The 14,040-nt window shown below is 64.1% G+C and carries 12 protein-coding genes; 4 read left to right on the forward strand and 8 right to left on the reverse strand.

The annotated features are described in order from the left end of the window. Position 1 precedes the first annotated feature (1 nt). Together leuS and G391_RS0103520 are read right to left on the reverse strand one after the other, a co-directional pair. Positions 2-2,578 carry a leucine--tRNA ligase gene (gene leuS / locus G391_RS0103515; RefSeq protein WP_029086291.1) on the reverse strand — a complete coding sequence of 859 codons (2,577 nt, stop codon included), beginning with the start codon at positions 2,576-2,578 and terminating at the stop codon, positions 2-4. A 10-nt stretch (positions 2,579-2,588) separates the two neighbouring features. Continuing rightward, positions 2,589-3,041 carry a DUF3576 domain-containing protein gene (locus tag G391_RS0103520; protein ID WP_029086292.1) on the reverse strand — a complete coding sequence of 151 codons (453 nt, stop codon included), beginning with the start codon at positions 3,039-3,041 and terminating at the stop codon, positions 2,589-2,591. A gap of 314 nt (positions 3,042-3,355) precedes the next feature. On the opposite strand from G391_RS0103520, the gene G391_RS0103525 reads away from it, so the two are divergent. After that, the gene (locus G391_RS0103525; RefSeq protein ID WP_029086293.1) at positions 3,356-3,739 is read left to right on the forward strand and encodes an NtrZ family periplasmic regulatory protein; all 384 of its coding nucleotides are present in this window, start codon (positions 3,356-3,358) and stop codon (positions 3,737-3,739) included. Between the two features lie 20 nt (positions 3,740-3,759). Here G391_RS0103525 and G391_RS0103530 read toward each other — a convergent pair whose 3' ends face one another. Beyond that, positions 3,760-4,869, reverse strand: coding sequence for a hypothetical protein (locus G391_RS0103530; protein ID WP_029086294.1), 1,110 nt, complete (start codon positions 4,867-4,869; stop codon positions 3,760-3,762). 100 nt (positions 4,870-4,969) lie between these two features. Between G391_RS0103530 and G391_RS0103535 the strand changes: the two genes are divergently transcribed. Next, complete coding sequence (locus G391_RS0103535; RefSeq protein WP_029086295.1) at positions 4,970-6,094, forward strand: serine hydrolase domain-containing protein; 1,125 nt, start codon at positions 4,970-4,972, stop codon at positions 6,092-6,094. Here G391_RS0103535 and rarD read toward each other — a convergent pair. Beyond that, positions 6,091-7,041 (reverse strand): EamA family transporter RarD, encoded by a 951-nt coding sequence (gene rarD / locus G391_RS13710; RefSeq protein ID WP_051257092.1) that lies wholly within the window; start codon positions 7,039-7,041, stop codon positions 6,091-6,093. The genes G391_RS0103535 and rarD overlap by 4 nt on opposite strands. After that, complete coding sequence (locus G391_RS0103545; RefSeq protein ID WP_029086296.1) at positions 7,042-8,088, reverse strand: aspartate-semialdehyde dehydrogenase; 1,047 nt, start codon at positions 8,086-8,088, stop codon at positions 7,042-7,044. A 117-nt stretch (positions 8,089-8,205) separates the two neighbouring features. Here G391_RS0103545 and zapE point away from each other — a divergent pair, with 117 nt between their 5' ends. Next, positions 8,206-9,312 (forward strand): cell division protein ZapE, encoded by a 1,107-nt coding sequence (gene zapE / locus G391_RS0103550; RefSeq protein ID WP_029086297.1) that lies wholly within the window; start codon positions 8,206-8,208, stop codon positions 9,310-9,312. Positions 9,313-9,489: 177 nt separating this feature from the next. Here the strand turns inward: zapE and G391_RS0103555 are convergent, their stop codons facing one another. Further along, positions 9,490-10,683, reverse strand: a complete 1,194-nt coding sequence (locus G391_RS0103555; RefSeq protein ID WP_084169109.1) for an AI-2E family transporter — start codon at positions 10,681-10,683, stop codon at positions 9,490-9,492. A 100-nt stretch (positions 10,684-10,783) separates the two neighbouring features. Between G391_RS0103555 and G391_RS0103560 the strand changes: the two genes are divergently transcribed. After that, positions 10,784-12,316: a helicase HerA-like C-terminal domain-containing protein gene (locus tag G391_RS0103560; protein ID WP_029086299.1), complete on the forward strand. Its 1,533-nt coding sequence runs from the start codon at positions 10,784-10,786 to the stop codon at positions 12,314-12,316. On the opposite strand, the gene mltA is transcribed toward G391_RS0103560, so the two are convergent. Together mltA and timA are read right to left on the reverse strand one after the other, a co-directional pair. Then, positions 12,313-13,398 carry a murein transglycosylase A gene (gene mltA / locus G391_RS0103565; protein ID WP_029086300.1) on the reverse strand — a complete coding sequence of 362 codons (1,086 nt, stop codon included), beginning with the start codon at positions 13,396-13,398 and terminating at the stop codon, positions 12,313-12,315. The two genes, G391_RS0103560 and mltA, sit on opposite strands and share 4 nt — an antisense overlap. Further along, positions 13,395-14,024: a TIM44-related membrane protein TimA gene (gene timA, locus G391_RS0103570; protein ID WP_342663482.1), complete on the reverse strand. Its 630-nt coding sequence runs from the start codon at positions 14,022-14,024 to the stop codon at positions 13,395-13,397. The genes mltA and timA overlap by 4 nt, the downstream gene beginning before the upstream one ends. Positions 14,025-14,040 lie beyond the last annotated feature (16 nt).

Below are 14,040 nucleotides of genomic sequence, written 5' to 3' on the forward strand. Positions count from 1 at the left end.
TCTACCCCGTCACGATATTGATGATGCGATCCGGCACGACGATAATCTTACGAACCGCCTGTCCCTCCAGTTTGGACTGAACCTCAGCGTCTGCAAGCACGATCTTCTCAACGGCTGACGGATCAAGACCCCGTGCCACGCTCAGCTCACCTCGGCGCTTGCCGTTGATCTGAATCGGAAGAACGACCTGATCGTCTGTGGCCAGAACGGCATCGAAGACAGGCCAGAGGGCATTCACCGCCAGGCCTTCCTGACCCAGACGCTCCCAGCATTCCTCCGCCAGATGAGGGACAAACGGCTGAATCAGCAGGGTCAAGGCCAACAGACCATCGCGCTTGGCCGCCAGCAGGGCCGGCGACGCCGTCTCGACCTTTACGGCACGCAAGGTGTTCAAAAACTCATACAGGCGGGCGATTGCAGCATTGAAGTGGAAACCTTCCACGCCCTCCGTCACCGCCTTGATGGCCTTGTGGGTCGCCCTTCGCAAAGCCAGGGCCTGCGCGTCGTCACCCGGCGACGCGGTTTCGGTCGCAACAAACCCATCGACCTCGGCCCAGACCCGCTGGACGAAACGGCTGGCTCCCTCGACCCCGCCGGCGGTCCACTGAACGTCGCGCTCCGGCGGGCTGTCAGACAGAACGAACAGACGTCCCGCATCCACGCCATACTGGTCAACGATCTCCTGCGGGGCGACCACGTTCTTCTTGGATTTCGACATCTTCTCGATGTCGCCGATGACCAGATCCTCGCCCGTCGAAATCCGGCGCGCCTGGCGATGCCCTTCCTCGTGAAACAGCTCGACATCCGTGGGCTCGACCCATTGTCCGGCTTCGGACCGATACGTCTCGTGAACTACCATGCCTTGCGTGAAAAGACCGGCGAACGGCTCCTTCACCGCCATCAGTCCGGCATCGGTCAGGGCGCGGCTTATGAAGCGGGCGTAGAGCAGATGCAGCACCGCGTGCTCGACCCCGCCGATATACTGATCGACCGGCAGCCAGTGGTCCGCCGCGGCCTTGTCTATGGGCGCTTCGGCCCACGGGTCCGCAAAGCGGGCGAAATACCAACTGGAATCCACAAAGGTATCCAGGGTGTCCGTTTCCCGTTCTGCCGCGCGACCGCATTGGGGACAGTCGACATGTTTCCAGGTCGGTTGGCGCGCCAATGGGTTACCCGGAACGTCAAACGTCACGTCCTCAGGCAGTTTGACAGGGAGCTGCGTCGTGGGCACCCCGACGGGCCCGCAAACGGGACAGTGGATGATCGGGATCGGGCAGCCCCAGTACCTTTGTCGGCTGATACCCCAGTCGCGCAGGCGATAGACTGTTGCGCCCTCACCCTGTCCGGCGACCTCAATCCGGCGGATCGCTTCGGCCTTGGCCGCCTCGATCTCCAAGCCATCCAGGAAGTCCGAATTGAACAGGGTGCCAGGCCCGACATAGGCCTCGTCGGCGACACCAAAATCATCCCCGGCGCCATCCGGGCGAACCACGGGGATCACCGGCAGATCGTATTTGCGCGCAAAATCCAGATCACGCTGATCATGGGCCGGGCAGGCGAAAATCGCCCCCGTTCCGTAGTCGGACAGAATGAAGTTGGCGATCCACACCGGAACCTCGGCCCCGGTGAACGGATGGATCACCGTCAAACCCGTGTCCCAACCGATCTTCTCGGCCTGTTCGATATCGGCGGTGGAGGCTCCCCCCTTGCGGCACTCCGCCACGAAGGCCGCGATCTCTGGATTGTCCGCCGCCAGGGCGACAGAAACGGGGTGATCCGGTGCCAGTCCCATGAACGAGGCCCCGAACAGGGTATCGGGCCGGGTCGTATAGATGGTCAGCCCGTCGGGAGATGCCAGCGGAGCTTCCCCGGCCCAGGCCCAGGTCATGGTCAGGCCTTTGGAGCGTCCGATCCAGTTTTCCTGCATCAGGCGAACCTTGTCGGGCCAGCGGTCGAGCTCCGCCAGACCGTCGATCAGATCATCGGCATAGTCGGTGATCCGAAAGAACCACTGCTTCAGCTTGCGCTTCTCGACAACGGCCCCGGAACGCCAGCCCCGGCCGTCGATGACCTGCTCATTGGCCAGAACGGTGTTGTCGACTGGGTCCCAGTTGACGACGCCTTCCTTCTGATAAGCCAGACCGCGCTGCCAAAGCGTCAGGAACCAGGCCTGCTGCTTGCCGTAGTAGGCAGGGTCACAGGTGGCGAACTCGCGGGACCAGTCCAGGGACAGCCCCAGGAGTTTGAGCTGATCGCGCATGGTGGCGATGTTGGACCAGGTCCATTCGCCGGGGTGAACACCTCGTTCCATGGCCGCGTTCTCGGCCGGCATGCCAAAGGCGTCCCAGCCCATCGGGTGCAGAACTTCGAAACCGCGGGCCCGCTTGTAGCGCGCCACCACGTCGCCCATCACATAGTTACGGGCGTGTCCCATATGTATGTTTCCACTGGGATAGGGAAACATTTCAAGGACATAGTACTTCGGTCGCCCCGAATTGAGGTCAGCCCGGAAAACGTTCTCGGACTCCCACTGGGCACGGCGCCGGGGCTCGGCCGCCCTGGGATCATATCGGGACATGGGTCTTCGTTCAGTCTCCGGCACCGGCCAGACGCAGCTGCCGGGCTCGGGTCAGGATGGCGTTTTCGATGTCCGTCTCGGTTTGAGCTGCCACCGGGGCAGCGACCCACTGGCCAGCCTCGTTACGGACTTCGCGGTTGATGGTGACGTTCAGGGCATCGGCCCGAAGTCGCGAATCCAGAATGTAGACCGTCGCCTTGATCCGCTCATTGGGCGACGTCGCGGTCGAGTGCCAACCGTAGTTGATGATGCCACCCCACGGATCCGCCGTTTCAAGTGGCAGGAACTCCAGCGTGTCCAGAGAGGCGCGCCACAGATAGCCGTTGACCCCGATGCCAACCGCCTGGGCTTGTGGCTGTTCATCACCGCCGCCGACAACGCGGCTGACCGTTCCACACGCCGAAAGACCGGCGACCAGCCCCAGGGCCAGGGTCACGCCGAAAAGGCCGCGCGATACTTTCATGGGGTAATTCTCCGCCTCAATGTCGTGCCCGTGGGCCGAACGGCTCCTATAGCACGCGCCCTTAGCGGTCTGACAAGCGGCTCGCAAAGGGGCAGAACGATGGCCGGGCCCCCGGCACCTGCGGCCGCGTGTCGCAGGGGACACAGGCCGGGCAAGATTCGCCTCTAGGACGAACCCAACCTCTGATCGGCGTTGACCTTCAAACCAAGCGGAGTCTTTATTTGTCATAATCAGGTCACGGCTGGGCTCTATCCAGCTTGGAAATCTGAAGTTTGTCGGTGGGTTTTCATCGACGCGGGAGTGATTTGAGGCCGATGCGCCACAAGACAATCATCGCAGCCTTGGCTGTCGGCCTGGCCCTTTCGGGGCTGGCCACGATGTCGCACGCCCAAAACCGGACCCGGTCGGAATCCCTGTCCGGCGCTCAGATTGTCGATTCCACCGCCCAACGTCAGAACCGTCGCGGCCTTCAGTGGAACGAGAATGGTCGTTGGGGCCTGAACCTCAATGTCGACCAGCCTGTTGGCCGCGAGGCCGACTGGAACGATGTTGATGCGTCGGCGTCCTACCGCCTGTCGCCATCCTTGCGTCTGCAAGGAACTGTAGGCTTGGGAGAGCGCCGTCCGGATCCCGCTCGCCCCCAGGCGACCGACCGCGATCAGCCGCGCGTGCGGCTCGAGACGATTTTCCGCTTCTAAACCCATTTTGCCGTATGGCGTCAGGCCGCCTGGGCGGTTGCGACATCGTCACGTTCTGCCAGCGACCCGACGAAGTCGGCATAGATGTCGTGCATCTCTTCGGGTGAGATCAGGCCGCCGCGCACCCTGTAACGCCAGAAGCTGACGATGTGCTGCAAAGCACCGACTTGCTCGCCCAGCCGTGTGAACAGGTGGGGCGCTTCCAAAAGAAACTCCCGAAATGCCGTCGGCTGACCATTCTGGGTCAGCTGCCGATAGGCGTCATCATAAACCTTCAGGGTCGCGGAGGCCTTTGAAAGTGTTCTGGTAATCCGGCGGCACAGGACCTCCCGCGCGGATGTCAGTTCGGCCTGGTCTTCCGGGGTTACCTTGCCCGATGGGCGCAGGCGACTGATTTCAGCCAGCACCGGGCCAATGTCATTCATGACCGAGGCGATCGACCATTTGTAATAGAGGAAGCCCTTCCAGCAGAAGACGCCCTCGGCGTACTCTTCCTTGGCAAGACGCAAGGTCAGCCGCAGGGGCTCCATCTCCTCGCCGTCAGCGTTTGATAGAATCTTGCCGACCAGAACGCCGGCCCGATCTGCGGTGCGGGCATCGGATCCCATGCTCATGGCCACCAGCGGGGAAATTTCGGCCTGGGCAAAGGCAAACATCCGGCGGCGGTCGGCTTCTGTCAGCTCGAAATAGACGCGGCCTGGGGTCCGCCCATGCCGTGCCAGTTGTTCGCGCACAAGGAACGGATCCAGCGACGGCAGGTCGTCAATCATGCGCAGCGTCTGGAGGTCCTCCTCAGGCATCGAGGCCCCAAAGACCTGACTGATCACCTGTTTGAAGTTCGACTGGCCAACGAAAACATAGCGACCACCGAGCTTGAGATCGTTCGGATCGACCGGGATGATCACCTTGGTCGCCACCTGGCGGCGGCTTCGGAACAGATCAAACTCGTCTCTGCGCAACCGATGCTTGATGATCAGGGCGCGGTTCAGGTGTGCGTTCAGAAAGAGCGGCTGCTCGATCCATTCAGGATCGTCGCGATGATGCCGCCAAACCGTCAGCAGGTTCAGGACGCGCGAGGTCGAAGCCGAGCTCTGTAGACGGGACAGATTTCGAATAGGACTGTTCGGCACGGCAGCGGGCTCTCCTGGCTCGCTCAACGGGTACCGCACAAGCGTCACCATTCGGTTAGTTCGACTGGACAGGCCCGCCACCCTGGCCTAGCCGGTTCGTATGGTTGAGATATCCGGTATCTGCCCGCCCCGATTTGACACCGTCCAGGATCGCTTCGCCGCCAACTTCGATGCCGGAGAGGAGTTGGGGGCCCGCTTCAGTGTCTGTATCGACGGCGAGCTTGTCGTCGACCTGATGGGCGGCTTTTCCGACGCCGCCCGCACCACGCCCTTCGGTCCAAATACCCTGACGCCGATCTTTTCGACGACGAAGCTCATTGCCGCCTTGATGACTGCCCGGCTCGTCGATCAGGGATTGATCACCTATGACACCGCCGTCGCCGAGGTGTGGCCTGAATTTGGCCAGGCGGGGAAAGAACCGGTGACGCTCGGCCAGATGATGAGCCATCAGGCCGGCCTGCCTGGACTTGTCCCGCCGGCGGAACCGGACATCTGGTTCGATCCACCCACGGTCTGTGAGCAACTGGCCGCCCAGGCCCCTCTGTGGCCGCTCGGGACCGGGTCAGGCTACCACCCCATCACCATCGGCTATCTGGCCGGCGAGGTGTTTCGCAGGCTTGAGGGGCGCTCGCTCGGCGCGGCGTTCCGGCAAGATATCGCCGAACCGCTCGGCCTCGATATCTGGATCGGTCTGCCCGACAGCGAACACGGTCGCGTGGCCCAAATGCGCAAACCCCCGGCGGCACCTGACCTCGGCACCATCGACGACATCAAGCGCGCCGCCTTCCTCGACAGGGGCTCGGCACCGGGGGGACGCGGCTCGGCGGACTGGCGACGGATGGAGATTCCGTCCGCCAACGGCCATGCAACCGCGCAGGGTCTGGCGCGCCTGATGTCGGCCGTCTCCGGCGACGGGACGCTGGACGGCCAAGCGATTCTGGCACCCGAAACGCTCAAGGCCCTGCTGGCCGAACGGGTACGGGGACCTGACAAGGTCTTGCCCTTTGACCTGGTCTGGGCCGCCGGCCCCATGCGCAACAGCCACGTCAATGGTCTGGGACCGGGCGCACAGGCGGTCGGCCACTATGGATGGGGCGGCTCCATGGCGATGGCCGACCCGGAACGGAATCTGTCCGTCGCCTATGTCATGAACAAACAGTCGGTGCATCTGGTCGCCGACCCGCGCCCCGTGGCACTGATCGAGGCGCTCTACACTGCAGTCTAGGGTCGCTCGGCCGGTGGATCAATCAGGCCCGGTTCGGGTGCCAACACCCGCGCCGCCCGCGACCGCTTCAACGCACCCGCCGCATAGACCATCGCCCCCACCCAGATAAAGGCGAAGCTGATGCCGCGCAGCCAACTGAAGTGCTCGCCCTGAATCAGGCCGATCACAAAGGCGATGGATGGGGCCATAAATTGAAGAAATCCCATGGTTGACAGCGGCATGCGTCGCGCCGCCCAGGCGAAAAGCGCCAGCGGCAGGACGGTAATCGGTCCCGCCGCCATCAACCAGAAGGCACTGGCCGGGCTGTCGATGAAATGGTCGGCCCCCTGAAGTCCCAGCCATACGGCCCACGCCACGCCCAGGGGGGCCAGCAGCAGACATTCCACAAACAGGCCAGACTGGGCGTCAGCTGACACCCGCTTGCGGATCACCCCATAGGCGGCGAACGAAAAGGCCAGAACCAGCGAAATCCACGGCAGGTGGCCCAGGGCAAAGGCCTGAAGAACCACCCCGACCGACGCCAGGCCGATGGCGGCGATGCCGAAGCGATCCAGTCGCTCCTGAAAGACCCAGGCTCCCGCCGCCATGCTCAAGAGCGGATTGAGGTAGTAGCCGAGCGACGCATCCAGCATCCGGCCGGTATTCACCGCCAGGACAAAGACCGTCCAGTTGATTGCGATCAGGGCCGTCGACAGGGCCAGCCAGCCCATGGTGCGGCGGTCGGCCAGGATGGCGCGGACCTGTCCTGACTGATGCGCCAGAACCACAAGCAATCCGGCCCAGAGGACGCCCCAGATCGCCCGGTGAGCCATGACCTCGAACGGGTCGGCTCCAACGGCCCCCATCTGCTGAAAGACCAGGGGCGCGAATCCCCAGATCAGGTAGCAGCTGACGCCGGCGATCAACGCCGTGCGGGACGAGTTCGGCTCGGCTGCCGGGCCCGCCATCTAGACGGTGATCGTGCGGTAGCCGGCCTGCGGCGTGATAAGGCCTTGCTCGTCCAGAAGCTGGGCGATCTGAACGGCATTCAGCGCCGCGCCTTTGCGCAGATTGTCGGCCACGACCCAGAGGTTCAGACCATACTCGACGGTCGGATCGTTGCGGATGCGCGAAACAAAGACGGCAAACTCTCCGGCGGCCTCGACGGGTGACACCCAGCCGCCTTCCTCGGGCTTGTCGACCACCAGAACACCGGGCGCATCGCGCAGAATCTCGCGGGCGTCCTCGGCATCCAGAGGCTCTTCGAACTCCAGGTTGACCGCTTCGGAATGGCCGACGAAGACCGGCACCCGGGCACAGGTCACGGTCAGTTTGATATCGGGATCGAGAATCTTGTGCGTCTCGCGCCACATCTTCTCTTCTTCGGAGGTGTAGCCCTCATCCTTGAGGTCGCCGGCAAAGGGCAGGACGTTGAAGGCGATCTGCTTGGGGTAGACCTTGGGCGTTGCGTCCCCAAGACCATAGAGGGCCTTGGTCTGGTTCCACAGCTCGTCCATGGCCGCCTTGCCCGTTCCGGAAACCGATTGATACGTCGCCACGACCGCCCGCTTGATCCGCGCCGCGTCATGCAGCGGCTTGAGCGCCACCACCAGCTGGGCCGTTGAGCAGTTTGGATTGGCGATGATGTTCTTGCGCTTGGCCAGGTGGATCGCGTCCGGGTTCACCTCCGGCACGATCAACGGCACATCGGGATCCATGCGGAACGCCGAGGAGTTGTCGATGACGATCGGACCCGCCTTGCCGATCTTCTCGGACCATTCTCGCGACACCTCTCCACCCGCCGACATCAGCACAATGTCAACTTTTGAAAAATCGAAGGTTTCGAGATTCTGACATTTCAGGGTCCGATCCCCGAACGCGACCTCAAGACCTTGCGAGCGGCGCGAGGCGACCGCGTGCATCTCGTCGACCGGAAACGCCAGCTCCTCGAGGATAGCCATCATCTCGCGGCCGACATTGCCGGTGGCGCCTACGACGGCGACGCGATAGCCCATGGTCATCTCCTGAAACCGGCGGGGAAGCGTGGTAGTCCGCCGTGCCCTCGCATTTAGGCCGATCCCGCCAAAGCGCAATCGCTTTGCGTCATGCAAAACAGACGTTAATCCCGGCCCATGCCCATCGACGTGGCCGAGGCCTATCAATCGCTGATCGACCAGGGGCGGCTCAGGCCCGACCCCAGCCAGCGCCCGGCCCTGGACGCCCTGGCCGAGGTCGAGGCGGAGATCGAGGCACGTCCGAAGATCCGGCTGTTCGGCGGCAAGCCGGTACGGGGCCTCTATCTCTGGGGCCCGCCGGGCCGCGGCAAGTCGCTGTTGATGGACCTGTTCTTCCAGACCGTCGACGAGCCGAAGAAGCGCCGTGCCCACTTCCACGCCTTCATGGCCGAGGTGCACGCCCGGATCAAAGTCTGGCGCGCCGGCGATAAGGCGGAACGCAAGCGGGTCTTCGGCACGCACCGCGGCGACGATCCGATCGCACCCCTGGCCCGGCTGATCGCGTCGGAGGCCCGGCTTCTGTGTTTTGACGAGCTTCAGGTCACCGACATCGCTGACGCCATGATCCTGGGCCGGTTGTTTGAGGCCTTGTTCGAGGATGGAGTGGTGCTGGTCTGTACCTCCAACCGCCCGCCTGACGATCTCTACAAGGACGGTATCAATCGCCAGCTGTTCACCCCCTTCATTGACCTGATCAAGGAGCGCTGCCGCCTGGTGGAACTGAACGGGTCGCACGACTGGCGGCTGGAGCGGCTGCGCTCGGCCCAGGTCTGGTTCACCCCGGATCAGCGGCCGGCGTTCAACGCCCTGTGGGACGAGCTCAAGGCCCGCGCCCACGAAGCGCCGGCGACGCTCGAGGTGGCGGGGCGTCAGGTGCTGATCGCCCGCTCGGCCGGATCGATGGCGCGCGAGACCTTTGACGCCCTGTGCGACCGTCCGCTGGGTCCGTCCGACTATCTGGCGCTGGCCGCCCGCTTCGACACCCTGTTTCTGGAAGACGTCCCTGTGCTGACGCCGGACCGGCGCGAAGCGGCGCGACGCTTCGTCACCCTGATCGACGCCCTCTACGAGGCCCACACCCGGCTGATCGTGCTGGCAGCGGCTGAACCGGACGCCCTGTATCCCAAAGGCGTCGGTGCCTTTGAGTTCGAGCGTACGGCCTCACGGCTGCACGAAATGCGGTCAAGGGACTGGCTGAAAAACAAGAGCCGCCGGCGATCCTGAGATCACCGGCGGCCCGGACGGGGGTCCGAACCGACAAGGGGGCGGTCCGGGTCGTCAATGGGCGACTGGATCGGGGGGACGGGTCCAGATCGCCTGGCCGGCGGCTCCAGGGGAGGGGGAGTGAGCCGCCGTGTGGCCTAGATGTAGGAAGCCCTCAGTCGGATGTAAGAGGGGTCATCACGAAAACTTGATCGGAGAGGCCAGCTTTCGTCGCGCCTTGGCCTCGGCAATCAATTTTCGCTGCTCGGGCGGGACCGGATAGGGGTCGCCGTCTCCCGACAGAAGCACGGCAATCCAGCGCGTCCCGGCAAACTGTGCCGTGATAGCCAGCACCATCACCGCAATCGGCGTCGACAGAAAGGCTCCGGGGATGCCCCACAATGCGCTCCACAGGGCCAGGAACAGCATCACCGTGATCGGATCGATATTCTGATTGTCGCCCTGCATACGCGGCTGGATGTAGTTGCCTGACACCTGAAGAATGAGCTGGAGGCCGGCGAACAAGACAATCGCCTGCCAATAGGTATCAAACTGAACCAGAGCATAGAGCGGCGGGCCGACGGCCGCGATTGCGCCACCTACAACCGGAATGTAGCCGACCAACAGGATCAGAAAGGCCCAAAACAACGGGTTCTCCAGACCGACGGCAACCATGATGAGCCACGCGGTCGCCGAAATCATCAGACCTGTCACGGTCTGGACCATCAGATAGCCCTCAACCCCGCCACGTACCCGCTCGAAGACCTGAGTGGCCCGATAGCGTTCCCGCTTGAGCGGAAACAGGGCGACGACCTTCTTTATGAAGCTGCGCTTCGACGCCATCATGAAGCCGAGATAGACGAGGGTGAAGAAGGCCGCGCTGAACACGGACTGTGTCGTCAACGCCGCCCTGGCCGCATAGCCCGTCAGATCCATCCCCGCGACAAGGTCGCGCAGAGCCGGCGGCGTCTGGATTCCGAACAGGCCCGCCACATCGGCAATGATCTGGTCCAGACGCTCGCCGATCCCTTGGCCCTGGGCGACGATCCCGGACAGACCGTCGACAATCACCCAGATCGAGCCGAACAGGCTGAGAAAAACCAGGATGGCCGAAACCCAGCCAACCGCCCGCTTGGGTACAGGCAAGCGGCTCGCCACCCATCGGGTCAGACCCTCGATCATGATCAGAAGGAAAACCGCCATGGCCAGCGGCACCACAATGCTGCGCATGAAGTAGAGGGCCGCCCCAACCAGAATGACCGCCACCAGCGCTACGGAGTTGCGAACCACGGTGGAGCCCTCTGTGGACTGAGCCGCCGCCGGAGGAGCCGCCTCGGGCTCGGGGGTAGGGGCGCGTTTTCCCCGGTTCAATTGCGGAAGTTTGATCGCCATGGGCGGAGCATTGGCCGCGACGCGCCTTGCGGTCAATCTCGCTGGTTTCTGACCCAGTGGCGCGCTAGGTCTGCTTCAACGACTGTGGAGACCAGCGGACATGAGCGATACGGACGGCGACGGCGTCTATCTCGGACAATCGACCAAGGCCGAGACCCTGTTGTTTCGGAGGGCCAACCGGCACGGCGTTGTCGCCGGAGCCACCGGCACCGGCAAGACCGTCACTCTGCAGATCATGGCGCAGGGTTTCTCCGACGCCGGAATCCCGGTCTTTGCCGCCGATGTGAAGGGGGACCTGTCCGGGATCAGCCAGATAGGCACGCCGAACGAGAAACTTCTGGCCCGCGCCGAGCAGATCGGCCTGGATCTCGTGCCGGAGGCCGGGCCGACCATCTTCTGGGACCTGTTTGGCCGCAAGGGTCATCCGATCCGCACCACCATGTCGGAAGTCGGCCCGCTGTTGCTGGCTCGGATGCTCGAACTCAACGACGTTCAGGAAGCGGTCCTGTCGGTGACCTTCCGTGTTGCCGACGACGAAGGACTGCTTTTGCTCGACATCGAAGACCTGCGCGCGGTTCTGGCCCATGTGGCCGAAAACGCTGAGGAAATCGGCAAGCGATACGGCCATGTCGCGCCGGCGACGGTGGCGGCGATCCAACGCGCCCTATTGCAGGTCGAAGATCAGGGGGGGGCCGGCTTCTTCGGGGAGCCTGCGCTCCAGCTTTCGGACCTGATGCGAACCTCGACCGATGGGCGAGGTATGATCTCGGTTCTGGATGCCACAACCCTGGTCAACAGCCCGCGGCTCTATTCCACCTTCCTGCTGTGGCTGATGTCGGAACTGTTCGAACAGCTCCCCGAGGTCGGCGACCCGGACAAGCCCAAGCTGGTCTTCTTCTTCGACGAAGCCCATCTGCTGTTCCGGGACACCCCCAAGGCCTTGATGGAAAAGGTGGAACAGGTTGTGCGCCTGATCCGCTCCAAGGGCGTCGGCATCTATTTCGTCACCCAGAATCCTGCCGACATTCCCGATTCCGTCCTGGCTCAGCTCGGCAACCGTATCCAGCACGCGCTGCGGGCCTATACGCCGTCTGAGCAGAGAGGTCTTAAGGCCGCCTCCGAGAGCTTCCGCCCCAATCCCGATTTCGACACCGCCACGGCCATCCAGGAACTCGGTGTCGGTGAGGCTCTGGTGTCGACCCTTGACGAGAAGGGTGCCCCAACCGTCGTCCAGAAGACGTTGATCCGGCCCCCGTCCTCACGCCTCGGACCGGCAACGGACACCGAACGGGCCGCCGTCATGGCCGCCAGTCCGGTCAAGGGCCTCTATGACACCCCGGCTAACCGCGAATCCGCCCACGAGCTCCTGCAAAAGCGCGCGAATGAGGCTGTTGCCGCCGCCGAGGCTGCCGAGGCCGAAGAAGCCCGCCGGCAAGAGCGCGACGCCCCAGCCCCCGGCCGCGCCCGACCACCCTCATCCGGCGCTCCGCGCACCCGCACGCCTGCCGCACCGCGTCGCTCCAACCGCCAATCAACAGCCGAGGCCTTCGGAAAATCCGTCGCCCGCTCGATCGGCTCCCAGGTTGGCCGCGCCCTGGTACGCGGAATCCTGGGCAGTCTGACCCGGCGCTAGTTTCGCGGCGTCAGACGCCACATCCGCAACGGATGGCGGACCCGACCGGCTTGCTGGCCGGCTGCGTCACCGCGCCCGACGTAGAAATCGGCGCGGACGGCCCCGCGAATGGCTCCACCGGTGTCCAGTGCTGTCACCAGACCACGATAGCCTCGGTCAGCCCCCACAAGATTTCCCTGGGGAGCGTCGATAAAGATCAGGTCGCCATAGGACCAATAGGCCGGGTCAACCGCAACCGACCGACCGGCGATCAGGGGCACACCCGCGGCTCCCGTCGGGCCTCGCCCATCGTCATCCTCGAGCCGGAAAAAGACATAGCGAGGGTTGAGATTCATGATCTCGGTCGCCTCGACCCCTCGATGCGAGGCCAGCCAGGCACGGATCGCTTCCCCCGAAGTCCCATTCGCCGGCAAGAGGCCTCGCTCGGCCATAGGCCTGGCGATCCCGACAAAGGTCTGGCCATTGTGGGCGGCATAGGCAGCCCGCGCCGTCCGCCCGTCCTCGAACGTCAGATAGCCCGACCCCTGAATCTGCATGAAAAACAGATCTTCCGGTCGCATCCAGGCAATCGGGGCAGCGTCTGTCTCGTCAATTTCGGCTCGAGCCGGATAGGGGACCAGACGCCCGTCGCCGAGCCGCTGCTGAACCGTATTGCCGTCCGCCACCAGATCCAGCGGACGCGCCAGAACCGGCGCGCTGAAGGCGTCGGTCCGGTACGAACGAGCGGCGTACTCAGGCGCAAAATAGGCGGTGAGGAGGCCGTCCTGGTCCCCTCGCTCAACGACGAACCAGGTTTCCAGAAACTGACGGGCCGCCCCTGCGTGGCCCGCGGGCAGAACCCGAGCGGCCTGGCAGGCGGCGGCGTATCTCTGGTCGCGGGCCACATGACAGACCTCCGCCCAGGCCTCGACGGCCGCCAGATGGTCTTGCTGATCCCACCCCGGCAGGCTGGCCGGGCCAACCCCTGAACCCGACGCGGGTGAAGGTGGAGGCGGGGTCGGGTTGATCGGACCCGGCGCAGGAGCCGGCGTTGCACAAGCGGCCAGGCTGAGCGCGCCAGCCAGGGCCATCAGACGTCTCACGCGCGGGCCTCCTCCACGCGGGCCAGGACCCAGTTCGGGTCACCCGACCCGATGCGGCGCTCGAACGTCCACAGCTCCGCCGTCCGGCGCTCTTCCGTCGTCGACACGCCTTCGTGGGTGATCTCGCTCTTCATCTCCGCAAGGAACCGCACACGCGCGCGCGCCAGATCTCCGTGAACCTCGGCATGGTCGAGATCCGCGCGCGGCGGATGGGGAAGCTCAACCACCTCTGTCGTGCCGGAGGATTCGCGACGCGTGATCCCTTCTTCGAAGGAGGTCATCACGGGGCCCGCCAGCAGCGGCTTCAAGGTTTCTCGGTCCCCGGCAGCATAGGCCCGAACAATGGTTTCATAGGCCTGACGTGCGCCATCCAGAAAACGAGCCGGGTCAAAGCCCGGATCGCGGCTACGAAGCTGCGCCGCCCCTTCGGCGGCGGCGGGATCCATCGCGACGCCCCAATCGGGTCGGCTGGTCTCTGCCTGGACCTCGTTTCCGGGGGGTGCGGCCACTGCGGGCCGGTCCTCGGGTTGGCGACCGACTTTCTTGCCGAGCACATTATAGAGCAGCACCAGCAGCACTGCGGCCACGGCTGCGAAGACAATCATCTGGATAAGGGCAGGATCCAACAGACAGAGTTCCTTT

It is taken from the genome of Brevundimonas aveniformis DSM 17977 (assembly GCF_000428765.1).
Taxonomy (GTDB): Bacteria; Pseudomonadota; Alphaproteobacteria; order Caulobacterales; family Caulobacteraceae; genus Brevundimonas; species Brevundimonas aveniformis.